We start from the raw sequence: 21,826 nt of genomic DNA, 5'->3' as shown, positions 1-21,826 counted from the left end.
AGACGCCGACCGAACCATCTTCGACAGGACCACAGGAGCACCCCATGCTGACCCGTCGCCATACCCTCATGCTCGCTGCCGGCTTCGCCGGCGCGCTCGCCGCCCCGGCCTTGGCCCACGACTGGAAGGCCAAGTATCCCGAGATCGTCTTCGCGATCATCCCGGCCGAGAATGCCTCCGGCGTGACCGAGCGCTACACCCCCTTCGTCAACTATCTCGCCAAGGAACTCGGCACCAAGGTGACGCTGCGCATCGCCAACGACTATGCGGCGATCATCGAGGGCCAGCGGGCGGGCAACATCCACATCGCCTCCTACGGCCCGTCCTCCTTCGCCCGCGCCCGCATGACCGGCGCCAAGATCGACGCCTTCGCGATCGAGACCAATCTCGACGGCACCAAGGGCTATCATTCGGTCTTCTACGTGAAGAAGGACTCGCCCTATCAAAAGGTCGAGGACCTGAAGGGCAAGAATCTCGGCCTGGTCGATCCCAACTCGACCTCGGGCAACAACGTGCCGCGCTTCGCGCTGAACCAGATGAAGATCGAGCCCGAGAGCTTCTTCGGCAAGGTCGTCTATACCGGCAGCCATGAGAACGCGATCATCGCGCTCCAGCAGGGCACCGTCGACATGGTCGCCAACTGGTGGAACGACGAGCAGGAATCCAACCTGCAGCGCATGGCCCGCAAGAACATGGCCAAGGCCGAGGACTTCCGGATCATCTTCAAGTCCGAGCAGATCGTGAACTCGCCGATGGCCTATCTCTCCGACATGCCGGAGCAGCTGAAGACCGCGATCCGCGACGCCGTCCTCAACATTACCACGAAGGACAAAGCCGCCTTCGACAAGATCTACGAAGGCAAGCAGGGCCCGCTCGTCGCGGTCGACAACAAGGCCTACGACCCGATCATCGAGCTCAACAAGTTCGTCGACGAACTGCGCAAGAAGAAGTCCTCGTAAGCCATTTCAGTCGCAGCCCGTCATGGTCGGGCCTGTCCCGACCATCCACGTCTTCGCTTCGCTGATCGCGCGCGGTGTTCAAGACGTGGATGCTCGCCACAAGGCCGAGCATGACGGCTGCGGCCCGCTCTAGCCGCCTCCTCTTTCGGCGACGGACATTGTCATGACACTCGCGATCGATCGCGCCGATCCGGCCATCGCCGCCCATGCCGCGCTCTACCGGCGGGCGGCGGCGGCACGGCTGCGCCGGACCCTGCTCGGCGCCGGCCTCTTCCTGGCCTGCGTCTGGCTGTCCGCGATCGGCGCCGAGGTCGACCTGCCACGCTTCGCCGCCAATGTCTGGCGCTTTCCCAACTATCTCTACGAGATCCTGCCGCGGCTGCGCTGGGCGACGCTCGGCGCCGATCTCGCCGAATGGTTCTGGAATCTCAGAGGCTGGCTCAGGCTGCTCTGGCAGACGCTGCTGATCGCCTATGTCGGCACGGTGCTCGGCGTGCTCGGCGGCTTCGCGCTCTGCTTCGTGGCGGCGGCCAATCTCGGGCGCTCGGCGACCGGGCGCTTCCTGGCGCGCCGCTTCCTCGAATTCTGCCGCACCGTGCCGGAGATCGTCTTCGCGCTGATCTTCGTGATCGCCTTCGGGCTCGGGCCGCTGCCCGGAGTGCTCGCCATCGCGATCCACACCATGGGCGCCACCGGCAAGCTGTTCTCCGAGGTGGTCGAGAACATCGACATGAAGCCGGTCGATGGCGTGGGCGCCACCGGCGCCGGCTGGTGGCAGACCATCCGCTTCGCGGTGGTGCCGCAGGTGCTCTCGAACTTCGCCAGCTACGGGCTGCTGCGCTTCGAGATCAATGTGCGCGGCGCGGCGATCATGGGCTTCGTCGGTGCCGGCGGCATCGGCCAGGACCTGATCGAGGCGATCCGGAAATTCTACTTCACCGACGTCAGCGCGATCCTGCTGATGATCATCGTGACGGTCATGCTGATCGACTACGGCACCGAGCGGCTGCGCCATGCGCTGCTCGGCATGGAGCAGGGCCGATGACTCTGGTGCTCTCCGACACGGACCGCGCGGCGTTGGTCGCCCGCCACGGCGCGGTGCTGCGCGGCTCGCCCGGGCGCAGGGCGGCGACGCTCGCGGTGATCGCCGCGCTGGCGGGCCTCTTCGCCTATGGCGTCGCCTCGCTCGAGGTCTCGCTCTGGCGGGTGCTCTCCGGCTTCGGCAATCTCGGCCGCTTCGTCGTGCTGATGCTGCCGCCCGATCCCGGCTCGCTCGCCCGCGCGATGATCTTCGTCAAGGCGCTGTTCGAGACCATCGCCATCGCCTTCCTCGGCACGGTGATGGCGGCGATCCTCGCCTTTCCGCTCGGCTTCCTGGCGGCGCGCAACGTCGTCGCCAACCGGATCGTGCACATGCTGGCCCGCCGCTCGCTCGACACCCTGCGCGGCGTCGATGCGCTGATCTGGGCGCTGATCTGGGTGAACGTCGTCGGGCTCGGCCCCTTCGCCGGCATGCTGGCGATCATGACCGCCGATCTCGGTGCCTTCGGCAAGCTGTTCTCCGAGGCGATCGAGGCCTCCGACCGCAAGCCGGTGCAGGGCGTCACCTCGGTCGGCGGCGGCCGGCTGCACGCGATCCGCTTCGGGCTGATCCCGCAGGTGCTGCCGGTTCTGGCGAGCCAGGTGCTCTACTTCATCGAGTCGAATACGCGCTCCTCGACGATCATCGGCATCGTCGGGGCCGGCGGCATCGGCCTCTACCTCGCCGAGACGATCCGCACGCTGGAATGGCAGCAGGTCTCCTTCCTGATCCTGCTGATCCTCGCGGCTGTCTCGACCATCGATTTCCTCTCGACGCGGCTGCGCTTCGCGATCATCGGCCAGCGCGGCGGCTGAGCCGGCTGCGTCTCACTCGGCGAAGGGCTCGACCAGCATCTCCATGCGCTCGCCGGCGAAGACGCTGTCGATCAGGTGGATCGGCGAGAGATCGGGCAGGGCGTCGACCGCGTCCGAGGTCAGCACTGCCGCGCCCGGCGCGATCTTCAGCAGATCCGCCTCGCGCGCATCGGCGAGCCTGGCGCCGAGCCGGGTCTGCAGCCGGACGTAATCGGGAATGCCGCAGGCCTTGAGGGCGGCGGTGAGCGAGGCGCCGGCCTCCGCCAGCAAGCGGTCGAAGCCGGGAAAGCGCGTGGCGCAGAGCTGGTGCACGCCGGTGCCGACCGGCAGGCCGTCGGCGAGGCTGACGCTGCGGATGCGCCAGAGCGGGCTGCCGGTCGGCAGGGACAGGCGCTCGCAGGCGGCGGCGTCGCCCGCCACGACGGCAGCGTCGATCACCTGTCCCGAGGCCGGGATGCCGGCGGCGCCGAAATTGGTGCGCAGGCTGACGCGCCGGCCGAGCCGGTAAGGGAAGCGCCGGGCGATGACCTGCGTGCCGCGCCCGCGCGAGACCGAGACCAGCCCCTGCTCGGCGAGATGGCGGAAGGCCTGGCGGACGGTGTGCCGGTGCACGCCATAGCGCTCTGCCAGCGCCACCGAGGCGGGCAGCAGGTCGCCGGCGGCATAGTCGCCGCGGTCGATCGCACCGGCGATCTCGTCGGCGATGCGGCGCCAGACCGTGCCGTCGGCCGGCGCAGCCTCCAGCTCGCCCGTCATCGAAGCGTCATTCAAAATGTATAGACCTTTCTGCGTGACGGGCTTAGCATAGTCTAGACATTAGGGCTTGGCGAGAGATGCGGACCGGTATGGACGAGACGCAGGCACGGCGCAGGCGGCTGGCGGTGCTGGCACGCGCCTCCCGCGCGGAGATCGAGGTGCTGCTCGGCGCGGCCGGCCCGCTGCCGGCGCACGAGGTGCTGAAGCCGGCCGAGACGGGAACGGTGATGGTCGAGGGCCGGGCGGGCGGCGCCGGCCGGCGCTTCAATCTCGGCGAGGCGACCGTGACGCGCTGCGTGATCCGGCTCGCCTGCGGCACGATGGGCTTCTCCTATGCGCTGGGGCGCGATGGCCGCAAGGCGCGGCTGGCGGCGGTCGCCGAGGCGCTGCTGCAACGCGAGGGCGCAGCCGGCCCGCTCGGGCGCGGGATCGAGGCGCTGGCCGAGGCGCAGCGCGCCGCCCGCGAGCTCGCCTCGCGCAAGGCGGCGGCGAGCCGCGTCGACTTCTTCACCCTGGTCAGGGGAGGCTGAGCATGCAGGCCGATATCGCGTTGGGCGCCGGCTTCGCCGATCCGATCCTCCAGTCGCAAGCCGCGTTCCGGGCCGTGCTCGCCGCCATGGCCGAGCCGGGTCTGGTGCAGGATCTCGACAGCACGGTCGCGCCGCCGCCCGGCCTGCCGGCCGCCGCCGCGACCGTGCTGCTGACACTCGCCGACTATGAGACGCCGCTCTGGCTGCCGCAGGGACTGCGCGACGGGCCGGCCGGGGCTTGGCTGCGCTTCCACTGCGCCGCGCCCCTGGTGGCGGAGCCGCATCGCGCCCTGTTCGCTGTCCTCGCCGGGGCCGAGGCGCCGGCGCTCGCCGCCTTCCATCCCGGCGAGGACCAGTTCCCCGACCGCGCGGCGACACTGATCGTGCCCTGCGCCGGCTTCGCGGGCGGCCCCGCCGTCCTGCTCGAAGGGCCGGGAATACCCGGCAGCCGCAGCGTCGCTCCGGCGGGCCTGCGGCCGGGCTTCTGGGGCGAGGTCGCGGCCAATGCGGCGCTCTACCCGCTCGGGGTCGACATGCTGCTCGTCCATGGCACGTGGGCGCTCGGCCTGCCGCGCTCCACGCAGGTCCGGGAGGTCTAGCCGATGTATGTCGCGGTGAAAGGCGGCGAGGCCGCCATCCTCGCCAGCCACGAACTGGTCGCCGAGGCGCGGCGCGGCGACGCCTCCGTGCCGGAAGTCACGGTGGCGCAGTTGCGAGAGCAGATGGGGCTCGCCTGCGCCCGGGTGATGAACGAGGGCTCGCTCTACGACGCCGACCTCGCGGCCCTGGCACTGAAGCAGGCCCAGGGCGACGCGATCGAGGCGGCTTTCCTCATGCGCGCCTATCGCACCACGCTGCCGCGCTTCGGCTCGTCGCAGCCGCTCGACACCGCCGCCATGGCGATCCGCCGCCGCGTCTCGGCGACCTACAAGGATCTTCCGGGCGGCCAGGTGCTGGGACCGACCTACGACTATACCCACCGGCTCTTCGATTTCGCGCTCATGGAGCAGCGCGACGGCACTGCTGCCCACCCCAACCCGCCCCACCACGAGCGGGGCGAGGGAGAGGACACGGCGCGGTCCGCCGCTGCGTCGCTCGACGCGCATATGCCGCGCGTGCCCGACATTCTCGGGGCGGAAGGGCTGATGGAGGAGGAGGCCCCGCCCGTGGGCGATCCGGCGCCCTTCGACCTCACCCGCGAGCCGGTCGCCTTCCCGGCGGGGCGCGATGTCAGGCTGCAGGCGATGGCGCGCGGCGACGAGGGCTTCCTGCTCGGGCTCGGCTATTCGGTGCAGCGCGGCTTCGGCGGCAGCCACCCCTTCGTCGGCGAGATCCGGGTCGGCGAGGTCGCGGTCGAATTCGTGCCGGAGGAACTCGGCTTCGCGGTCGATCTCGGCGACATCACCGTGACCGAGTGCCAGATGGTCAACCAGTTCGCCGGGTCGAAGGAGGTGCCGCCGCAGTTCACCCGCGGTTACGGGCTCGCCTTCGGCCATGCCGAGCGCAAGGCGATGTCGATGTCGCTGGTCGACCGGGCGCTGAAGGCGCCCGAGTTCGGCGAGGCGGCGGAGTATCCGGCGCAGCAGGACGAGTTCGTCCTCTACCATTCGGACAATGTCGAGGCGGCGGGCTTCGTCGAGCATCTGAAGCTGCCGCATTACGTCGATTTTCAGGGCGAGCTCGAACTGATCCGGCGCATCCGCAAGGAGCGCGACGCACGGCCCGACGCCGGGGCGCAGACGCAGCCGGAGGCCGCGCAATGACCATGCACCAGACTCCGTCCGGCCTCGGCATCGACGATACGAAGCCGGCTTACAACTACGCCTATCTCGACGAGCAGACCAAGCGGATGATCCGCCGCGCGCTGCTCAAGGCTGTGGCGGTGCCGGGCTACCAGGTGCCGTTCGGCTCGCGCGAGATGCCGCTGGCCCGCGGCTGGGGCACTGGCGGCATCCAGATCACCGCCGCGCTGATCGGCCCGGCCGACAGGCTCAAGGTGATCGACCAGGGTGCCGACGACACCACCAACGCGGTCTCGATCCGGCGCTTCTTCGAACACACCGCCGCGGCGCGCACCACCGAGGCGACCCATGAGGCGACGATCATCCAGACCCGCCACCGCATCCCGGAGGCGCCGCTGCAGCCCGGCCAGATCATGGTCTACCAGGTCCCGACGCCGGAACCGCTGCGCAGGCTGGAACCGCGCGAGGCCGAGACCCGCAAGATCCACGCCTGGGCAGAGTACGGGCTGATGCAGGTCAAGCTCTACGAGGCGATCGCGCGCTTCGGCGAGGTGACGACGACCTACGACTATCCCGTCATGGTCAACGGCCGCTATGTGATGGCGCCGTCGCCGATCCCGAAATTCGACAATCCCAAAATGCAGATGTCGCCGGCGCTGCAATTGTTCGGCGCCGGGCGCGAGAAGCGGATCTATGCGGTGCCGCCGCACACCAGCGTGCGCAGCCTCGACTTCGACGACCACCCCTTCCGTATCCAGAGCTGGGACCAGCCCTGCGGCCTGTGCGGCGCGAGCGACTCCTACCTCGACGAGGTGGTGATCGACGATCGCGGCGGGCGGATGTTCGTCTGTTCCGACAGCCATCATTGCGAGACGCGCCGGGCGAACGGCCATCGCGGCGCGATGCTGGCGGAGGCCACGGCGAGCGGGCTGGTGACCGGCTCCGCCGCTACCGGAGAGACGCCATGACCCTCCACGTCGCGCCGCCCGAGACCGGCCTCGATCCCTACCCGATCCTCTCCGTCGCGGGGATCTCGCGCTTCTATGGCGAGCGCATCGGCTGCGCTGGCGTCTCCTTCGACCTCTGGCCGGGCGAGGTGCTGGGCATCGTCGGCGAATCGGGATCCGGCAAGTCGACCCTGCTTCGCTGCCTCGCCGGCATCGACCGTCCCGATGCGGGGCAGGTGCTGTTCCATGGGCAGGGGGCGCCGCTCGACATCTACGCGCTGGCCGAGCAGGACCGGCGCCGGCTGATGCGCACGCAATGGGGCATCGTCCACCAGAACCCGCGCGACGGGTTGCGCATGGACGTCTCGGCCGGCGGCAATGTCGGCGAGCGGCTGATGGACAATGGCGCCCGCCATTACGGCCGCATCCGCGAGAGCGCGCTCGACTGGCTGCAGCGGGTCGAGATCGCCGCGGCGCGCATCGACGACCGGCCGCGGCAGTTCTCCGGCGGCATGCAGCAGCGCCTGCAGATCGCCCGCGTGCTGGTCTCGCAGCCGCGCCTCGTCTTCATGGACGAGCCCACCGGCGGGCTCGACGTCTCGGTGCAGGCGCGCCTGCTCGACCTGCTGCGCGTGCTGGTGCGCGATCTCGGCTTGGCGGCGGTGATCGTCACGCACGACCTCGCCGTGGCGCGCCTGCTGACCGACCGGCTGATGGTGATGAAGGATGGCCATGTCGTCGAGCAGGGCCTGACCGACCAGGTGCTCGACGATCCGCAGCACGCCTACACGCAATTGCTGACCTCGGCGGTGCTCAGTGTCTGAGATGTCCTCTCGTCATTCCGGGGCTTCGCGCAGCGAAGAACCCGGAACCCACGACTGGGTCGGACCTGCACCGTTCGCGATCATCGCGGCTCACCCGGTCATGGGTTCCGGGCTCGGGCCTGACGGCCCGCCCCGGAATGACGGTGTCTTCCCGTCACAGCCCCGTCATGCCCGTCGCACAAAGGCACGCCTCCCATGACAACGATGATCCAGGTCGAGAACGTCTCCAAGGAATTCGTCCTGCACAATCAGGGCGGGGTCAGGCTGCCGGTGTTCGACGCAATCGACTTTTCGGTCGCGGCCGGGGAGGCGCTGGTGCTCGCCGGGGCCTCGGGCGCCGGCAAGTCGAGCCTGCTGCGCATCCTCTACGGCAATTACCGGCCGAGCGCGGGCGCGATCCGCATCACCCATGACGGGCGCCCGGTCGACATCGTGCAGGCGGTGCCGCGCACCGTGCTGGAGATCCGCCGGCGCACGCTCTCCTTCGTCTCGCAGTTCCTGCGGGTGATCCCGCGCGTCTCGGCGCTCGACATCGTGCGCGATCCACTGCTGGCGCGCGGCGTCGCGCCGGAGGAGGCGAGCGAGCGGGCCAAGGCCATGCTCGCCCGGCTCAACCTGCCGCAGCGCTTGTGGGAGCTGGCGCCGGCGACCTTCTCCGGCGGCGAGCAGCAGCGGGTCAACATCGCGCGTTCCTTCGTCGATCCCTCGCCGATCATGCTGATCGACGAGCCGACCGCCTCGCTCGACGCCGCCAATCGCGACGTCGTCGTCGCGCTGATCGGCGAGGCGCGGGCGGCGGGGGCCGCCATCGTCGGGATCTTCCACGACGAGGCGGTTCGCGAAGCGGTCGCGACGCGCTATCTCGACATCACAGCTTTCCGGAAGGCCGCATGATGCCCATGATCCTGACCAATGCCCGCCTGATCCTCGAGGACGAGGTCGTCACCGGCACCATCGCCTTCGACGAGGGCGGCATCCTCTCCGTCGACCAGGGCCGCTCCTCCCTGCCGGAGGCGATCGACGCTGGCGGCGACTATGTCGCGCCGGGGCTGGTCGAGATGCACACCGACAATATGGAAAAGCACTTCATGCCGCGCCCAAAGGTCTTCTGGCCGAACGGGCTGGCGGCCGCGCTGGTGCACGACGCGCAGATGGCGGCGGCCGGCGTTACCACCGTCTACGATGCGATCTGCGCCGGCACGCCCTTCTCGGCCAAGGACTACCGCAAGGACATCTTCGCCGATGTGATGGCGGCGCTGCGGCAGGGCACCGCCGAGGGCGTGTTCCGCATCGACCACCGCATCCACATGCGCTGCGAACTGACCAGCCCCGAGCTGATGCGCGACATCGCGCCCTATCAGGACGATCCGCTGGTGCAGCTCGTTTCGCTGATGGACCACACGCCGGGCCAGCGGCAATGGCGCGACATCGCGCATCTGCGCACCTATGCGCTCGGCAACGGCAAGACCGAGGCGGAGTTCGCGCTGGACGTGAGCGAGCGCAAGCGCGAGGGCGCCGAGAATGTCGGGCGCAACTGGGCGGCGGTGGTCGCGATGTTCAGCAGCCGCGGCATCCCGATCGCGACGCATGACGACACGACGGTCGAGCATGTCGAGGCCGGCATCGCCTCGGGCGCGGTGATCTCTGAATTCCCGACCACGGTCGAGGCGGCGCAGGCGGCCAAGCAGCGCGGGCTCGCCACGGTGGCCGGCGCGCCGAACGTGGTGCGCGGCGGCTCGCATTCCGGCGGCGTCTCGGTGGCAGAGCTCGCCGAGAAGGGGCTGCTCGACGGGCTCTCTTCCGACTACGTTCCAGCCAGCCTGCTCCAGGCCGTGCTCAAGCTGCACGATTCGCACGGCATCGCGCTGCCGGCGGCGATGGCGAAGGTCACCTGGAAGGTCGCCGACATTCTCGGCCTGCGCGATCGCGGCCATCTCAAGCCCGGCCTGCGCGCCGATCTGGTGCGCTTCCGCCAGCTGGGCGCGACGCCGGTCGTCGAGACGGTCTGGGCCCAGGGCCGCCGGGCGTTCTGAGGCGGCGATGACGACGTCCGCAATCCGCTACGCCATCTACTACGCCCCGGCAGCCGAGAGCGCGCTCTGGCGCTTCGGCAGCGCGGTGCTCGGCTACGATGCCGCGATGGCTGCGGCGGTCGATTTCGCCGTGCCGCCGGGCTATGCGGCGGCGGACTGGCCGGCGCTGACCGCCGAGCCGCGCCGCTACGGCTTCCACGCGACGCTGAAGGCGCCGTTCGAACTGGTGGAGGGGCGAAACGAGGGGGCTCTGCGCGCCGTCCTGCGCAACTGGGCGGCGCGGCGCGCGACGTTGGTGCTGGAAGGCGGGCTCGCCGTGACGGCGCTGGGGCGCTTCGTGGCGTTGACGCCGGCGGTGCCGAGCGCTGGCCTGCAGGCGCTCGCCTTCGACATCGTCCAGGATTTCGAGGCGTTCCGGGCGCCGCTCTCGCCGGCCGATCTGGCGCGGCGGCTGGAAAGCCCGCTGACGCCGGCGCAACGGGCCTATCTGGAGGCCTATGGCTACCCTTATGTCGGCGACGCCTTCCGCTTCCACATGACGCTGACCGGGCGGTTGCCGGACGACGCGGTCGGCCCCGTCGCCACGGCGCTGGATACGGCCTATCGCGCTTCGGTCCCTGCGGGGCCGCTGGCGATCGACCGCATCGCGCTGTTCCGTCAGCCGGAACGCAGCGGGCGCTTCGTGCTGGTCGACAGCGTGCCGCTGGGCTGAGGCGCGGCGCGCCCCAGCTACCTTAGCGGCGGCGTCAGGCCTTGGCGGCCTTGGCGCGATCGATCGCCTCGACGATCAGCTGGCGGGCCTTGGTGGCATCGCCCCAGCCGGTTAGCTTGACCCATTTGCCGGGCTCGAGATCCTTGTAGTGCTCGAAGAAGTGCTGGATCTGGTCCAGTGTGATCTGCGGAAGGTCGGTGTAGTTCTTGACGTTCTCGTAGCGCTTGGTGAGCTTCGGTACCGGCACGGCGATGATCTTCTCGTCGCCGCCGCCCTCGTCCTCCATCATCATCACGCCGATCGGGCGCACTGCGATGACGCAGCCCGGGATCAGCGGGCGCGTATTGGCGACGAGCACGTCGCACGGGTCGCCGTCTTCCGAAAGGGTGTGGGGGATGAAGCCGTAGTTCCCTGGATAGCGCATCGGCGTATAGAGGAACCGGTCGACGAAGAGCGTGCCGGCTTCCTTGTCCATCTCGTATTTGATGGGTTCGCCGCCGATCGCCACCTCGATGACGACGTTGACTTCTTCGGGAGGATTCTTGCCGATGGCGATGGCGTCGAGACGCATGAACCTGACCTGCCTTGACTGAACTGTCGGCGGCCTTATGCGCGTTCGCGGCGCAAAGGCCAAGTGAGACCTTCGGTTTGACGGACCCTTCGGTAAACGCCCGCCGCCCGCGCCAGCCTTAACCTCCGGACCTTACCGAATTTGCGCGCGCCTGCCGCCGCTGCTATCCGGCCGCCATGACCGACGCAATCTTTCTGCCGGCCTGTCGCGTGCCGCGGGCCGCGCGCCGATGCTGAACCACTGGCGCAGCCCCGAGGAGCGCTATGCGCGGCGCATGGCGAGGATCGCCCGCTGGGAGCGGCCGCTGGCCGGGCCGGGCGACCGCCTGCGCGCATGGACCAACATGCTGCTGGCCGATCACGGCATCTTCCGGCTGCTCTATCTCAACGCGCATCGTGTCACGCCCAGGCTCTGGCGGGCGGCCCAGCCGGCACCGGGCGACATCGCCTGGTTCGCGCGGCAGGGCGTGCGCACCGTGGTCAATCTGCGCGGCGGGCGCGAGCACGGCGCCTGGCCGCTGCAGAAGGAGGCCTGCGAGCGCCATGGCATCACGCTGGTCGAGTTCGTGCTGCGCTCGCGCGGCGCGCCCGAGCGCGAGACCATCCTGGCGGCGCCGGCCTTCTTCGCCGGGCTGGAGCTGCCGGCCGTGGTCCACTGCAAGTCGGGCGCTGACCGTGCCGGCTTCTTCGCGGCGCTCTATCTGCTGATGCACGAGAAGCGGCCGCTGGCCGAGGCGATGGCGGCGCTGTCGCTGCGCTACGGCCATTTCCGCTTCGCCAAGACCGGCATCCTCGACGCGTTCTTCGAGGCCTATCGCCGCGAGGGCGAGAGCCGCGGCATTGCCTTCCTCGACTGGGTGGCGGAGCATTACGACCCGCAGCGGCTCGAGCGCGAGTTCAAGCCGGGCTTCTTCTCCTCGCTGCTGGCCGACCGGCTGATCCGGCGCGAATAGGCCGGCTCAGCCCGTCGAGGTCCGCGCCGCGCCGAAGGTTCCCTGCCGCAGATCGATCCCCGTCCAGGTCAGGCGGGCATGGACGGCGGTGCGGGCCAGCGAGATCGCGCCGATCGCCGCCAGCATCGGCAGCGAGACCGTGCCGAACCAGGCCATGACCGCGACGGCGGCGACGATCGCCACCGCATTGGCGGCCATCGGATGCTGCGGCGCGCGCGCCAGCGTGCCCATTTCGTGGAGCGGCGAGACCATGGCGATGCCGGCATAGAAGGGCGCCAGCGCCAGCAGCACCCGGTCGAGCCCGTGCCACTGCGTCGCCTCCAGCCAGGAACCGCCGAGGAAGGCCGCGCCGGCGATGCCGCCGAACAGGCCGAAGGCGAGCACCAGCAGGCCGAGCGTCAGCAGCCTCGCCCGGCGCCGGCGCACGACACCCTGGCGGATGCGCAGATTGCTCATCACCACCGGCACGGTGACGGCCGCGAACATCTGGGTCGGCACGTCGAGCAGCCGCATCGCCAGCGCCACCTGCGCGGCGAAGATCGGGTCGTCGGTGAAGGGCAGCGCCGCCAGCGGCACGACCGAGAAGCCGAAGGAGAGCAGGGCCGAGGGCAGCAGGATGCGCGGCGCGGCGTGCCAGCGCCGTGCGGAGCGCCAGAGTTCCTCGCGCGACCAGGGCGCGGTGACGGCGAGATCGCGGATGGCGTGGCGGCGGCGCCAGACCAGATAGGCGGCCGCGACGGCATGGCCGAGGGCGTCGGCGGCGAAGAGCACGGTGGACGAGCCGTCGAGCGCGAGGATCAGCGCCAGCATCGCCGCCGGCTGGACCACCGACTGGACGAGGCCGGCATTGCCGATGGTGCGCATGTCGCCGGCGGCGGTGGCTTCGGCGGTGGCGAGCCGGATCACCGAGCGACCGGTCAGCGAGAGCACGAAGAGCAGCGCGTGCTCGGGCTGGACCGTGCCGGTCGCGGCGAGGACGGCCGCGACGAGGCAGAGCAGCGCCGAGAAGCCGCCACCGGTGGCCAGCGCCAGCCGGAAGGCGCGGCCGAGCCGGTCGGTGTCGCTGTCCTGGAAGAAGATCGCCTCGAAGCGCAGCAGCGCCGGGATCGAGACGATATTGACCAGCGCGGCATAGATCGCGAAATCGGCGAAGGCCTGCGGCGGGCACAGGGCCGCGGCGATCAGCAGGCCCCAGATCGAGAGCACGCGGGCCTGGACGTAGCGCAGCGCCAGCAGGAAGCCGGCGGCGACGCCCGCGGTCGGGCGAATCAGCGCGCCGATGGCCTTGCGGGCGATCGGCACCGGCGCGAGCGCGCGTTCGAAAGTGACGTGAGCAGCCATGTCCGCGGCCTCGCTCGCGATATCGAGATGCTCGGCGACGGGCGGAAACTCCGCCCCGTCGGCGGAACCGGAGGTGGGAGGGCGGGCCTGTGCAGCCTTGTCGCCACCCCTGTCCGGCCCTTTGGACGCTGCGCTCACTTGGTTAATCGTTCCTTAACGCCGGTCCTGCGCCCCGCGCGGTCGGGCTTTCCCCGGTCGGCGACGGTGCAGGACGATGGCGAGACGAACGTGGCTCCGCCCCTCGGGCCGCGGTGTCTTCGCATGACAGATCGGGGCGTCCGCTTAGCACGAGGCCGCGGACGCATGCAGCCCGAGAGTTAGCGCAGGACACAGGGTTTGCGACCCCGGGCCGACGCGGCCTTTCGGCGCAGGGCCGTCTCCGCTCAGGCGAAGTCGCGCTTCAGGGCCTCGAAGCGGGCGACCTGGTCGGGCAGCAGCTCGCGCGCCTTGTCGCGACGGACGAAGACCTTGAACATGGCCTCGCCGGCGGCATTGAAGAACTGCACCGAGCAGGAGCGCCGGCCGTGGAACTGCCGGTCGACCAGATAGATTGCCGTGCAGTTGGCGGCCTTGATGTGTCCGCCGATCGGGCTGTCGCCATGGATGTTGTAGTAGCCGTGGCCGAAGGAGCCGACGGGCAGCTCGCCCTCGCACTCCAGAACGATGTCGGGCGTGTGCACGATGAAGAGCACGGTGCCCCAGCCCGCGAGCTGCTTCCAGAGATCCTCGAAGCGCTCGGCCGGGATTTGGTGGCGCTGGTCGGCCGGTGCGGCCTCCAGCACGGCGAGCGTCGGTACGCCGTGCTCGCGGGCGACGGCCTCGATCACGCCGTCGGGCTTGGCGGCGAGGGCCTCGCGGACCCGCGCCATCGCGTCGGCGGAGGGCGCCGGCATGGTCATGGTCGACATGGCGGGCGTCACTCGGCGGCCTGGAGAGGCCGGTTCGGGTTGGTCTCGCCCAGCACCGACTCGAAGCCCTCGAACTCGGGATGGCCGAGGAAGAGCGGCTTCGGCCGCGGCTGGCCGGCCTTGCTGTGCGAGTCGCGGAACTGCTCGGAGCGGGTCCAGGCGGTGAAGTCGTCCTTGGTCTCCCAGACCGTGTGCGAGGAGAACAGGGTGTGGTCCTCCTTCTCCGGGCCCTTGAGCAGGTTGAAGGAGACGAAGCCCTTCATCTCGTCCAGGCGGGTCTTGCGCGAGGCCCAGACCTCGATGAAGGCGGCCTCTTCACCCTTGACGACCTTGAAGCGGTTCATGGCGATGAACATCGGTGTTCCCCGGACTGCTGACTGGCTGGACTGGTCGCGGCAGGCCGCCCGGCCGTGGTGCGGCCGCGCGGACGCAATTCCGCCGCTCTTGACCTCTCTTAGTAAAGCTGAATATTTCCGTCAATAAAGGCCAGTATATGTTGTTTTTAATAACTAAAAACTGGCTCCCAGTTTAGATGACATGCAGCTTCGACTCCGGGCTTCCGGAGGCGTGACGCTGTGCGAACCGACGAGGGCCGGATCCATGCTTCCTTCTCCGCAGCATCTGCCTTCGCCCGCTCCGCGGTCGCAGCGCCGTCGTCGCCTGGCCGTGGCCGCGCTGGCCGGCGCGCTGGCACTGGCGGCGGGCGGGTTCGCTGTAAGCGCCCAGGACAACAGCGCCGGTGCGAGCGCCCGCATCGTCGCGGTCGGCGGCGCGATCACCGAGGTGCTCTACGCGCTCGGCCTGCAGGACAAGGTGGTCGGCGTCGACACCACCAGCCAGTGGCCGCCGGAGGCGCTGAAGGAGAAAAAGAGCGTCGGCTATGTCCGGGCGCTCTCGGCCGAGGGCGTGCTCTCGCTGCGGCCGACGCTGGTCATCGCGGTCGAGGGCGCGGGGCCGCCGGACGCGCTCGCCCTGCTGCGCGAATCCGGCACGCCGATCGCCGACGTGCCCGAGGCCTTCACCGCCGACGCCGTGGTCAACAAGATCGCGGTGATCGGCAAGGCTGCCGGCGCCGCGGGGCCAGCGCAGGCCCTGGCGGAGCGGGTGCGCGAAGCCTTCGTCGCGCTCGACGCCCAGCGCGCCCGGCTGCCGGCGCGCAAGCGCGTGCTCTTCGTGCTCTCGACCCAGAACGGGCGCACCATGGTGGGCGGGCGCAACAGCACCGCCGACGGCATCATCGCGCTGGCCGGCGGCATCAACGCCGCCGCCGCGGTCGAGGGCTACAAGCCGATGACCGACGAGGCGATCATCAACGCCGCGCCCGACTACATCGTGATGATGCGCCACACTGCGGCGCACGGCTCCTCGGCCGACGAGCTGTTCGCGGCGCCGGCCTTCTCGCAGACCCCGGCCGCCAAGACCAAGGCGTTGATCCGCATGGACGGGCTCTATCTGCTCGGCTTCGGCCCGCGCACGCCGGACGCCGCGCGCGACCTGATGGGGCTCCTCTACCCCGAGGCCGGCATCGCGGTGTCGGATGCCGGCAAGGCGTACGCCGCGCCATGAGCCTCGCGATCAAGCCGGCGGCGCCGTCCGGCGTCGAGGCGCTGGCGCGGCTCGCCGCGGGCCGGCGCCAGCGCAACCTCGTCACCGTGCTGGTGCTGGCCGGCTTCTGCCTGCTGCTGCTGCTGCTCTCGCTCGGCGCCGGTGCCTTCGCGATCGCGCCCGGCCGCGTCGCCGAGATCCTGCTCGCCAAGCTCGGGCTGGCGCCGCAGGCGCTGCTCGACGGGCGCGAGGCGCTGGTCGTGCTCAATATCCGCATGCCGCGCCTGCTGCTCGGCGCGCTGGTCGGGGCGGCGCTGGCGATCTCGGGCGCGCTGATGCAGGGGCTCTTCCGCAATCCGCTCGCCGATCCCGGCCTGGTCGGCGTCTCGGCCGGCGCGGGGCTGGCGGCGGCGGCGACGATCGTGCTCGGCGACAGGCTGCTCGCCGGCATGGCGCTGAAGCTGCCCTTCGCGGCGCTGCCCTTCGGCGCCTTCTTCGGCGGGCTGGTTTCGACGCTGGCGCTCTACCTGATCGCGACGCGCAACGGCCGCACCTCGGTCGCGACCATGCTGCTGGCCGGCGTGGCGCTGGGCGCGCTTGCCGGCTCGCTCACCGGGCTGCTCGCCTATCTCTCCGACGACAGGCAGCTGCGCGACCTGACCTTCTGGTCGATGGGCAGCCTCGGCGGCGCGAGCTGGACCAAGCTTTCGGCGGTCGCGCCGATCGTGCTGCCGCTGGTGATCGCCGTGCCCTTCCTGGCGCGCGGGCTCAACGCGCTGATGCTGGGCGAGGCCGAGGCCTATCATCTCGGCATCCCGGTGCAGCGCATCAAGGCGATCGCGATCGTGCTGGTGGCGCTCTCAGTCGGGGCGAGCGTCGCGGCTGCAGGCGTGATCGGCTTCGTCGGCATCGTCGTGCCGCATCTGATCCGGCTCTCGGTCGGGCCTGACCACCGGCTGCTGCTGCCGCTCTCGGCGCTGGGCGGGGCGGCGCTGCTGGTCGGCGCCGACATCGTGGCCCGCCTGGTGGTCGCCCCGGCCGAGCTGCCGATCGGCATCGTCACCGCCTTCATCGGTGCGCCCTTCTTCCTGTGGCTGCTGCTGCGGCGCGGCCGGATCGCGGAGATCTGAGCATGGGCGCGATCCTGGAGGCACGCGATCTCGCCTTCTCCGTGCGCGGGGCGGCGCTGGTGCGCTCGGCCTCGCTCGCGCTCGAGACCGGGCAGATGACCATCGTCGTCGGGCCTAACGGGGCCGGCAAGTCGACCCTGCTCAAGCTGCTGACCGGCGAGATCGCGCCGAGCCGCGGCGAGGTGCGCCTCGAAGGCGAGCCGCTTTCGGCGACGCCGGCCTGGCAGCTCGCCTGCCGCCGCGCCGTGATGGTGCAGAACCAGAAGCTCGCCTTCCCCTTCAGCGTCTACGAGGTGGCGCGGCTCGGGCTCGAAGGCGTCGGCCGGGCGCAGGGGCGGGCGCAGAAGGACGCGATCGTCGCGCGGGCGCTCGACACCGCCGGCGTGATCGGCCTGGCCGAGCGCCAGTACCAGACGCTCTCCGGCGGCGAGCAGCAGCGGGTGCAGTTCGCCCGCGCGCTCTGCCAGCTCGAGGCCGGGCGCTCGCTGGCGCAGCGCCAGGTGCTGTTCCTTGACGAGCCGATTGCCAGCCTCGATCTCTGCCACCAGCTCTCGCTGCTCGATGCCGCCCGCGAGATCGCAGCCCAGGGCGCCGCCGTGCTGGTGGTGCTGCACGATCTCAACCTCGCCGTGACCTATGCCGACCGCCTGGTCGTGATGCACGAGGGCGCGATCGTGGCGCAGGGCGAGCCCTCGGCCATCCTCGACGACGAGTTGCTACGCGGCGTGTTCCGCGTCTCGCTGTCCTTCAGCCGCCTGCCGCCGGCCGGACAGCCCTTCCTGCTGCCGCAGCAGCATCTCTCCGGGCTCGGTTCGGTGGTCCCGATGCGTGCGGCGGGCGGCTAACGCGACAATTTTGCGGTTGTGCGCTGCGAAGGCAGGTCTATAGCCATGGCTTCCGCAGGCGGCGCGCGCCGGTGACCGACGCGCGCCTGCTCCAAGGCGCCCCCACGGACCAGCAGCCGCATCATGACCCTTCCGACCGACCGGCTTTCCTTCCCCAAGGACCGCATCCGCGTCCTGCTCCTGGAGGGAATCAACGATTCCGCCGTCGCCGCCCTGCAGCAGGCCGGCTACACCAACCTGACCCGGCTGCCCAAGGCGCTGGACGAGGCGCAGCTGATCGAGGCGATCGAGAAGACGCATGTGCTCGGCATCCGCTCGCGCACGCAGCTGACCGAGCCGGTCTTCGCCGCCGCCAAGCGGCTCTTCGCGGTGGGCTGCTTCTCGGTCGGCACCAACCAGGTCGATCTCGACGCTGCGCGCCTGCGCGGCATCCCGGTGTTCAACGCGCCCTTCTCCAATACGCGCAGCGTCGCAGAACTGACCATCGGCGAGATCGTCATGCTGCTGCGGCGCATTCCCGACCGCTCGCGCTCGGCGCATCAGGGCGGCTGGGACAAGTCGGCCAACGGCGCCTTCGAGGTGCGCGGCAAGACGCTCGGCATCGTCGGCTACGGCAATATCGGCAGCCAGCTCTCGACGCTGGCCGAGGCGATGGGCATGCGGGTGATCTATTACGATCACACCGACCGCCTGCGCCATGGCAACACCGAGCCGGTCGACAGCCTGAACACGCTGCTCGGCGCCAGCGACATCGTCTCGCTGCACGTGCCGGAGACACCGGCGACGCATGGCATGATCGGCGCCGCTCAGATCGCGGCGATGAAGAAGGGCGCCTATCTCATCAACAATTCCCGCGGCACGGTGGTCGATCTCGAGGCGCTGGCCGAGGGCTTGCGCTCCGGCCATCTGGCGGGCGCGGCGGTCGACGTCTTCCCGAAGGAGCCGGCCTCCAACAGCGAGCCCTTCGTCACGCCTTTGCAGGGCCTGCCGAACGTCATCCTGACCCCGCATGTCGGCGGCTCGACCGAGGAGGCGCAGGAGCGCATCGGCGCCGAGGTGGCGCGCAAGCTGGTCGACTATTCCGATGTCGGCTCGACGGTCGGCGCGGTCAACTTCCCGCAGGTGCAGCTCGGCGCCCGCTCGGCCGGGACGCGCTTCATCCATGTCCAGCGCAACGTGCCGGGCATGCTGCGCCGGCTGAACGACGTCTTCGCCAACCGCAACCTCAACATCGCGGCGCAGAACTACCAGACCGACGGCGAGATCGGCTACGTGGTGATGGAGGCCGATCCGGTCGGCGAGGCGGCGCGCGAGATCATTGAGGAGATCAAGGCGCTCGACGGCACGATCCGCGCCCGCCTGCTCTACGAACGCGGCTGAGGCGGCGGGGCCCGCTGGCGCTCAGGCGACGCCGAGCGCCAGCAGGTCGTGGACATGGACGAGGCCGACGGGCCTCGCTTCCGCATCGGCGACGATCAGCGCCGTCACCCGCAGCCGGTTCACGGTCTCCAGCGCCTCGACGGCGAGCGCGTCGGGGCCGATCCGGCGCGGATCCCTGGTCATCACGTCGCGGGCGAGCCGTGCGCCCCAGCCCGGGCCGAGCTTGCGGCGCAGGTCGCCATCGGTGACGACACCCGTCAGCCGTCCGTCTACGTCGATGACGATGGCGCAGCCGAAGCCCTTGGCCGTGATCATCTCGACCACGTCGGCCATCGCCGCCGTCTCGCCGACGATCGGCAGGCGCTCGCCGGCGTGCATGATGGTCGCCACCGTCTTGAGCTGCGCACCGAGCTTGCCGCCGGGGTGGTAGGTGTAGAAATCCTGCCGCGAGAAGCCGCGCGCCTCCAGCAGTGCCACGGCGAGCGCGTCGCCGAGCGCCATCTGCATGGTGGTCGAGGTGGTCGGCGCCAGCCCGTTGGGGCAGGCTTCCTGCGCCTTGGGCAGCACCAGCGCGACATCGGCCTCGCGCCCGAGCGCGCTGTCGGCATTGGCGGTGATGGCGATCAGGCCGACGCGGAAGCGGCGGGTATAGGAGACGATCGCCGAGAGCTCCGGCGCCTCGCCCGACCATGACAGGGCGATCACCACGTCCTGCGGCTGCACCATGCCGAGATCGCCATGGCTGGCCTCGGCCGGGTGGACGAAATGCGCCGGCGTGCCGGTGGAGGCGAAGGTCGCGGCGACCTTGCGCCCGACATGGCCGGACTTGCCCATGCCGGTGACGATCACCCGGCCGGCGGCCGTGCGGATCATGTCGACGGCGGCGGCGAAGGGCCCGGCGAGGCCGCTGCCGATCGCGGCGTGGAGCGCGTCGAGGCCGGCGCGTTCGGTGGCGATGGTCCGCTGGGCGGAGGCGCTGGTGGTCGCAGTCATGCGCGGGCCTCTAGCATGGGCGCGGCCCGGCCGGCCATAGCCCCGCGCGTTGACGCGGTATTAACCGTCCTCGTTCTAACTCCGTTAACCATGCGCGCCGATCCCGGCGTGCATCTGTTCGTCAGCGGAGCGCCGTCGGCCCGTGTCCCGTCTCGCCAAGATCCGCCGGCTGGCCGGCGTCGCAGGCTCCTGCGGCGCGGCGGTCCTGCTGGCCTGGCCCGGGCAGGCGCAGACCCAGGCGCCGCGCACCTCCGCTCCCCCCGCATTGCGCACCGGAACGCCGGCCGCCGTGTCGCAGGCGCAGGCTCCCGCGCCCGATCCGGCGCTGCCGGTCAACGCCGTGCCCGATACCGTCACCGATCCGGCCGCGGCGCTGCCCGCCTCGGGCGTGATCTCGCAGCGCCAGCCGCCGCGGGCCAGCCAGCCGATCCAGGCGCCCTCGCTGCGCGGCGTCACCCAGCGCCAGGTGCGCGCGCCGCAGCCGGTGGTGACCGGCCTGCCGCCCGTGACGCCGCCGGCGCCGCCGCCGCCGCGCCGCCGTGCGCCGGAGGAAGACCCTTACGCGCCGCTCGGCCTGCGCCTCGGCGGGCTGACGCTGCGCCCGGCCATCACCGGCTCGGTCGGCTATGACAGCAATCCGGCGCGCATCAGCGGGCCGAGCAAGGGCTCGCCCTTCACCCGCGCCGAAGGCGAGCTCGGCGTCCAGTCCGACTGGAGCGTGCATGCGCTGACCGGCATGCTGCGCGGCGGCTACAGCCGCTATCACCGGGCCGAGGACGCCTCGCGCCCGGATGCGGACGGCAATCTGGCGCTGAGGCTCGATGCCAGCCGCGACACTCGCATCCTGCTCGAATCACGCCTGCGCATCGACACGCAGCGCCCCGGCTCGCCGGACCTGACGGCGGCGGTGAAGGGGCGGCCGATCATCTATACCTACGGCGCCTCGGCCGGCGTGACGCATGACTTCAACCGGCTGCAGATGACGCTGCGCGGCTCGGTCGACCGTAACGACTACGAGGACGCGACCCTCACCAACGGGCGCAAGCTCAGCCAGGCCGACCGCAACCAGACCCAGTACGGCCTGCGCCTGCGCGCGGCCTATGAGGTGACGCCGGGCTTCACCCCCTTCCTGCAGGGCGAGGTCGACACGCGCCAATACGACCGCAAGGTCGATTCCAGCGGCTATATGCGCTCCTCCGACGGCTACACGCTCAGGGCGGGATCGAGCTTCGAGATCACGCGCCAGCTCAGCGGCGAGGTCTCGGCCGGCTATCAGGACCGGCGCTACGAGGATGCGCGGCTGAAGAACCTGCGCGGCATCGTCGGCGACGCGGCGCTGATCTGGACGCCGACGCCGCTGACCACCGTGACGCTGCGCGGCAGCTCCGAGCTGGGTGACACCACCGTCGCCGGCTCCAGCGGCACCACGGCGCGGCGCGTCAGCCTCGAGGTGGCGCACGCGCTGCGCCGGAACCTGACGGTCACCGGCTTCACCAGCCTCGCCCGCACCGATTACGAGGGGCAGGGCCTGCGCGAGATCAACACGACGCTCGGTGCGCGGCTCGAATACCGGCTGACCCGGACCTTCGCGGTGCGCGCGAGCTTCACCCATGAGCGGCTGAACTCGACGGCGCAGGGCTCGGACTACACCGCCAACGTCTCGCTGGTCGGCCTGCGCGTCCAGTTCTGAGGCGCCGGCGCGCCCAAGGCGATCCACGCAAGCCTGCTTCGCGAAAAAGGCCGCCCTCGCGGGCGGCCTTGC

23 protein-coding genes are annotated in these 21,826 nt (G+C 70.5%); 17 read left to right on the top strand and 6 right to left on the bottom strand.

The features are described 5' to 3' along the window. Positions 1 to 44 precede the first annotated feature (44 nt). The 3 genes from phnD to phnE (ABE438_RS06465) all read left to right on the top strand — a co-directional run bounded on the left by phnD (position 45) and on the right by phnE (ABE438_RS06465) (position 2,855). Complete coding sequence (gene phnD, locus ABE438_RS06475; protein ID WP_346501719.1) at positions 45 to 959, top strand: phosphonate ABC transporter substrate-binding protein; 915 nt, start codon at positions 45 to 47, stop codon at positions 957 to 959. 163 nt (positions 960 to 1,122) lie between these two features. Continuing rightward, the gene (gene phnE, locus ABE438_RS06470; RefSeq protein WP_346501718.1) at positions 1,123 to 2,004 is read left to right on the top strand and encodes a phosphonate ABC transporter, permease protein PhnE; all 882 of its coding nucleotides are present in this window, start codon (positions 1,123 to 1,125) and stop codon (positions 2,002 to 2,004) included. Next, a complete protein-coding gene (phnE, locus tag ABE438_RS06465; protein WP_346501717.1) occupies positions 2,001 to 2,855 on the top strand; it encodes a phosphonate ABC transporter, permease protein PhnE in 855 nt (284 codons plus the stop codon). The genes phnE (ABE438_RS06470) and phnE (ABE438_RS06465) overlap by 4 nt, the downstream gene beginning before the upstream one ends. Before the next feature lie 12 nt (positions 2,856 to 2,867). Here the strand turns inward: phnE (ABE438_RS06465) and phnF are convergent, their stop codons facing one another. Continuing rightward, positions 2,868 to 3,611, bottom strand: coding sequence for a phosphonate metabolism transcriptional regulator PhnF (phnF, locus tag ABE438_RS06460; RefSeq protein ID WP_346501716.1), 744 nt, complete (start codon positions 3,609 to 3,611; stop codon positions 2,868 to 2,870). Positions 3,612 to 3,688: 77 nt separating this feature from the next. Here phnF and phnG point away from each other — a divergent pair, with 77 nt between their 5' ends. The 8 genes from phnG (at position 3,689) to ABE438_RS06420 (ending at position 10,399) form a co-directional block, all read left to right on the top strand. Next, entirely contained in the window at positions 3,689 to 4,141 is a 453-nt protein-coding gene (gene phnG, locus ABE438_RS06455) for a phosphonate C-P lyase system protein PhnG (protein WP_346501715.1), read from the top strand. A gap of 2 nt (positions 4,142 to 4,143) precedes the next feature. Then, complete coding sequence (phnH, locus tag ABE438_RS06450; protein ID WP_346501714.1) at positions 4,144 to 4,740, top strand: phosphonate C-P lyase system protein PhnH; 597 nt, start codon at positions 4,144 to 4,146, stop codon at positions 4,738 to 4,740. 3 nt (positions 4,741 to 4,743) lie between these two features. Next, entirely contained in the window at positions 4,744 to 5,904 is a 1,161-nt protein-coding gene (locus tag ABE438_RS06445; protein ID WP_346501713.1) for a carbon-phosphorus lyase complex subunit, read from the top strand. Beyond that, positions 5,901 to 6,851 carry an alpha-D-ribose 1-methylphosphonate 5-phosphate C-P-lyase PhnJ gene (locus ABE438_RS06440; protein WP_346501712.1) on the top strand — a complete coding sequence of 317 codons (951 nt, stop codon included), beginning with the start codon at positions 5,901 to 5,903 and terminating at the stop codon, positions 6,849 to 6,851. The genes ABE438_RS06445 and ABE438_RS06440 overlap by 4 nt, the downstream gene beginning before the upstream one ends. After that, positions 6,848 to 7,654: a phosphonate C-P lyase system protein PhnK gene (gene phnK / locus ABE438_RS06435; protein WP_346501711.1), complete on the top strand. Its 807-nt coding sequence runs from the start codon at positions 6,848 to 6,850 to the stop codon at positions 7,652 to 7,654. Before ABE438_RS06440 ends, phnK begins: the two co-directional genes overlap by 4 nt. 195 nt (positions 7,655 to 7,849) lie before the next feature. After that, complete coding sequence (gene phnL / locus ABE438_RS06430; protein WP_346501710.1) at positions 7,850 to 8,548, top strand: phosphonate C-P lyase system protein PhnL; 699 nt, start codon at positions 7,850 to 7,852, stop codon at positions 8,546 to 8,548. Beyond that, positions 8,545 to 9,687 (top strand): alpha-D-ribose 1-methylphosphonate 5-triphosphate diphosphatase, encoded by a 1,143-nt coding sequence (locus ABE438_RS06425; RefSeq protein ID WP_346501709.1) that lies wholly within the window; start codon positions 8,545 to 8,547, stop codon positions 9,685 to 9,687. The genes phnL and ABE438_RS06425 overlap by 4 nt, the downstream gene beginning before the upstream one ends. Positions 9,688 to 9,694: 7 nt before the next feature. Next, positions 9,695 to 10,399 (top strand): DUF1045 domain-containing protein, encoded by a 705-nt coding sequence (locus tag ABE438_RS06420; RefSeq protein WP_346501708.1) that lies wholly within the window; start codon positions 9,695 to 9,697, stop codon positions 10,397 to 10,399. Positions 10,400 to 10,433: 34 nt separating this feature from the next. Here the strand turns inward: ABE438_RS06420 and ppa are convergent, their stop codons facing one another. Further along, a complete protein-coding gene (gene ppa / locus ABE438_RS06415) occupies positions 10,434 to 10,970 on the bottom strand; it encodes an inorganic diphosphatase (protein ID WP_346501707.1) in 537 nt (178 codons plus the stop codon). Between the two features lie 229 nt (positions 10,971 to 11,199). Between ppa and ABE438_RS06410 the strand changes: the two genes are divergently transcribed. After that, positions 11,200 to 11,922, top strand: a complete 723-nt coding sequence (locus ABE438_RS06410; protein WP_346501706.1) for a protein tyrosine phosphatase family protein — start codon at positions 11,200 to 11,202, stop codon at positions 11,920 to 11,922. Positions 11,923 to 11,928: 6 nt separating this feature from the next. Here ABE438_RS06410 and ABE438_RS06405 read toward each other — a convergent pair whose 3' ends face one another. The 3 genes from ABE438_RS06405 to hmuQ form a co-directional block, all read right to left on the bottom strand. Next, positions 11,929 to 13,263, bottom strand: coding sequence for a hypothetical protein (locus ABE438_RS06405; protein ID WP_346501705.1), 1,335 nt, complete (start codon positions 13,261 to 13,263; stop codon positions 11,929 to 11,931). A 383-nt stretch (positions 13,264 to 13,646) separates the two neighbouring features. After that, a complete protein-coding gene (hutX, locus tag ABE438_RS06400; protein ID WP_465248562.1) occupies positions 13,647 to 14,171 on the bottom strand; it encodes a heme utilization cystosolic carrier protein HutX in 525 nt (174 codons plus the stop codon). Between the two features lie 8 nt (positions 14,172 to 14,179). Then, positions 14,180 to 14,527, bottom strand: coding sequence for a heme-degrading protein HmuQ (gene hmuQ, locus ABE438_RS06395; RefSeq protein WP_346501704.1), 348 nt, complete (start codon positions 14,525 to 14,527; stop codon positions 14,180 to 14,182). A 310-nt stretch (positions 14,528 to 14,837) separates the two neighbouring features. Between hmuQ and ABE438_RS06390 the strand changes: the two genes are divergently transcribed. The 4 genes from ABE438_RS06390 (at position 14,838) to serA (ending at position 19,071) form a co-directional block, all read left to right on the top strand. Then, entirely contained in the window at positions 14,838 to 15,737 is a 900-nt protein-coding gene (locus tag ABE438_RS06390) for a heme/hemin ABC transporter substrate-binding protein (protein WP_346501703.1), read from the top strand. Further along, on the top strand, positions 15,734 to 16,846 hold the full coding sequence (locus ABE438_RS06385) for a FecCD family ABC transporter permease (protein ID WP_346501702.1): 1,113 nt from the start codon (positions 15,734 to 15,736) through the stop codon (positions 16,844 to 16,846). Before ABE438_RS06390 ends, ABE438_RS06385 begins: the two co-directional genes overlap by 4 nt. 2 nt (positions 16,847 to 16,848) lie before the next feature. Continuing rightward, positions 16,849 to 17,691 carry a heme ABC transporter ATP-binding protein gene (locus ABE438_RS06380; protein ID WP_346501701.1) on the top strand — a complete coding sequence of 281 codons (843 nt, stop codon included), beginning with the start codon at positions 16,849 to 16,851 and terminating at the stop codon, positions 17,689 to 17,691. A gap of 123 nt (positions 17,692 to 17,814) precedes the next feature. Then, a complete protein-coding gene (serA, locus tag ABE438_RS06375) occupies positions 17,815 to 19,071 on the top strand; it encodes a phosphoglycerate dehydrogenase (protein ID WP_346501700.1) in 1,257 nt (418 codons plus the stop codon). A 21-nt stretch (positions 19,072 to 19,092) separates the two neighbouring features. Here the strand turns inward: serA and ABE438_RS06370 are convergent, their stop codons facing one another. Beyond that, the gene (locus ABE438_RS06370) at positions 19,093 to 20,064 is read right to left on the bottom strand and encodes a KpsF/GutQ family sugar-phosphate isomerase (RefSeq protein WP_346501699.1); all 972 of its coding nucleotides are present in this window, start codon (positions 20,062 to 20,064) and stop codon (positions 19,093 to 19,095) included. A gap of 142 nt (positions 20,065 to 20,206) precedes the next feature. Between ABE438_RS06370 and ABE438_RS06365 the strand changes: the two genes are divergently transcribed. Then, positions 20,207 to 21,754, top strand: a complete 1,548-nt coding sequence (locus tag ABE438_RS06365; protein ID WP_346501698.1) for an outer membrane beta-barrel protein — start codon at positions 20,207 to 20,209, stop codon at positions 21,752 to 21,754. Positions 21,755 to 21,826: the final 72 nt, after the last annotated feature.

The sequence above is a fragment of the Allobosea sp. TWI1241 genome (assembly GCF_039673065.1).
In the GTDB taxonomy this organism is placed as follows: Bacteria; Pseudomonadota; Alphaproteobacteria; order Rhizobiales; family Beijerinckiaceae; genus Allobosea.
Note: the sequence above shows the minus strand (reverse complement) of the source record. Positions and strands in the feature narration are given on the sequence as shown.

Coding starts and splice junctions, on each gene's coding strand:
- ABE438_RS06380 (WP_346501701.1), top strand. CDS start 16,849: ATGGGCGCGATCCTGGAGGCACGCGATCTCGCCTTCTCCGTGCGCGGG.
- phnG (WP_346501715.1), top strand. CDS start 3,689: ATGCGGACCGGTATGGACGAGACGCAGGCACGGCGCAGGCGGCTGGCG.
- ABE438_RS06440 (WP_346501712.1), top strand. CDS start 5,901: ATGACCATGCACCAGACTCCGTCCGGCCTCGGCATCGACGATACGAAG.
- serA (WP_346501700.1), top strand. CDS start 17,815: ATGACCCTTCCGACCGACCGGCTTTCCTTCCCCAAGGACCGCATCCGC.
- ppa (WP_346501707.1), bottom strand. CDS start 10,970: ATGCGTCTCGACGCCATCGCCATCGGCAAGAATCCTCCCGAAGAAGTC.
- ABE438_RS06445 (WP_346501713.1), top strand. CDS start 4,744: ATGTATGTCGCGGTGAAAGGCGGCGAGGCCGCCATCCTCGCCAGCCAC.
- ABE438_RS06420 (WP_346501708.1), top strand. CDS start 9,695: ATGACGACGTCCGCAATCCGCTACGCCATCTACTACGCCCCGGCAGCC.
- phnH (WP_346501714.1), top strand. CDS start 4,144: ATGCAGGCCGATATCGCGTTGGGCGCCGGCTTCGCCGATCCGATCCTC.
- phnE (WP_346501718.1), top strand. CDS start 1,123: ATGACACTCGCGATCGATCGCGCCGATCCGGCCATCGCCGCCCATGCC.
- ABE438_RS06405 (WP_346501705.1), bottom strand. CDS start 13,263: ATGGCTGCTCACGTCACTTTCGAACGCGCGCTCGCGCCGGTGCCGATC.
- phnK (WP_346501711.1), top strand. CDS start 6,848: ATGACCCTCCACGTCGCGCCGCCCGAGACCGGCCTCGATCCCTACCCG.
- ABE438_RS06425 (WP_346501709.1), top strand. CDS start 8,545: ATGATGCCCATGATCCTGACCAATGCCCGCCTGATCCTCGAGGACGAG.
- hutX (WP_465248562.1), bottom strand. CDS start 14,171: ATGTCGACCATGACCATGCCGGCGCCCTCCGCCGACGCGATGGCGCGG.
- ABE438_RS06370 (WP_346501699.1), bottom strand. CDS start 20,064: ATGACTGCGACCACCAGCGCCTCCGCCCAGCGGACCATCGCCACCGAA.
- phnE (WP_346501717.1), top strand. CDS start 2,001: ATGACTCTGGTGCTCTCCGACACGGACCGCGCGGCGTTGGTCGCCCGC.
- hmuQ (WP_346501704.1), bottom strand. CDS start 14,527: ATGTTCATCGCCATGAACCGCTTCAAGGTCGTCAAGGGTGAAGAGGCC.
- ABE438_RS06385 (WP_346501702.1), top strand. CDS start 15,734: ATGAGCCTCGCGATCAAGCCGGCGGCGCCGTCCGGCGTCGAGGCGCTG.
- ABE438_RS06410 (WP_346501706.1), top strand. CDS start 11,200: ATGCTGAACCACTGGCGCAGCCCCGAGGAGCGCTATGCGCGGCGCATG.
- phnL (WP_346501710.1), top strand. CDS start 7,850: ATGACAACGATGATCCAGGTCGAGAACGTCTCCAAGGAATTCGTCCTG.
- phnF (WP_346501716.1), bottom strand. CDS start 3,611: ATGACGGGCGAGCTGGAGGCTGCGCCGGCCGACGGCACGGTCTGGCGC.
- phnD (WP_346501719.1), top strand. CDS start 45: ATGCTGACCCGTCGCCATACCCTCATGCTCGCTGCCGGCTTCGCCGGC.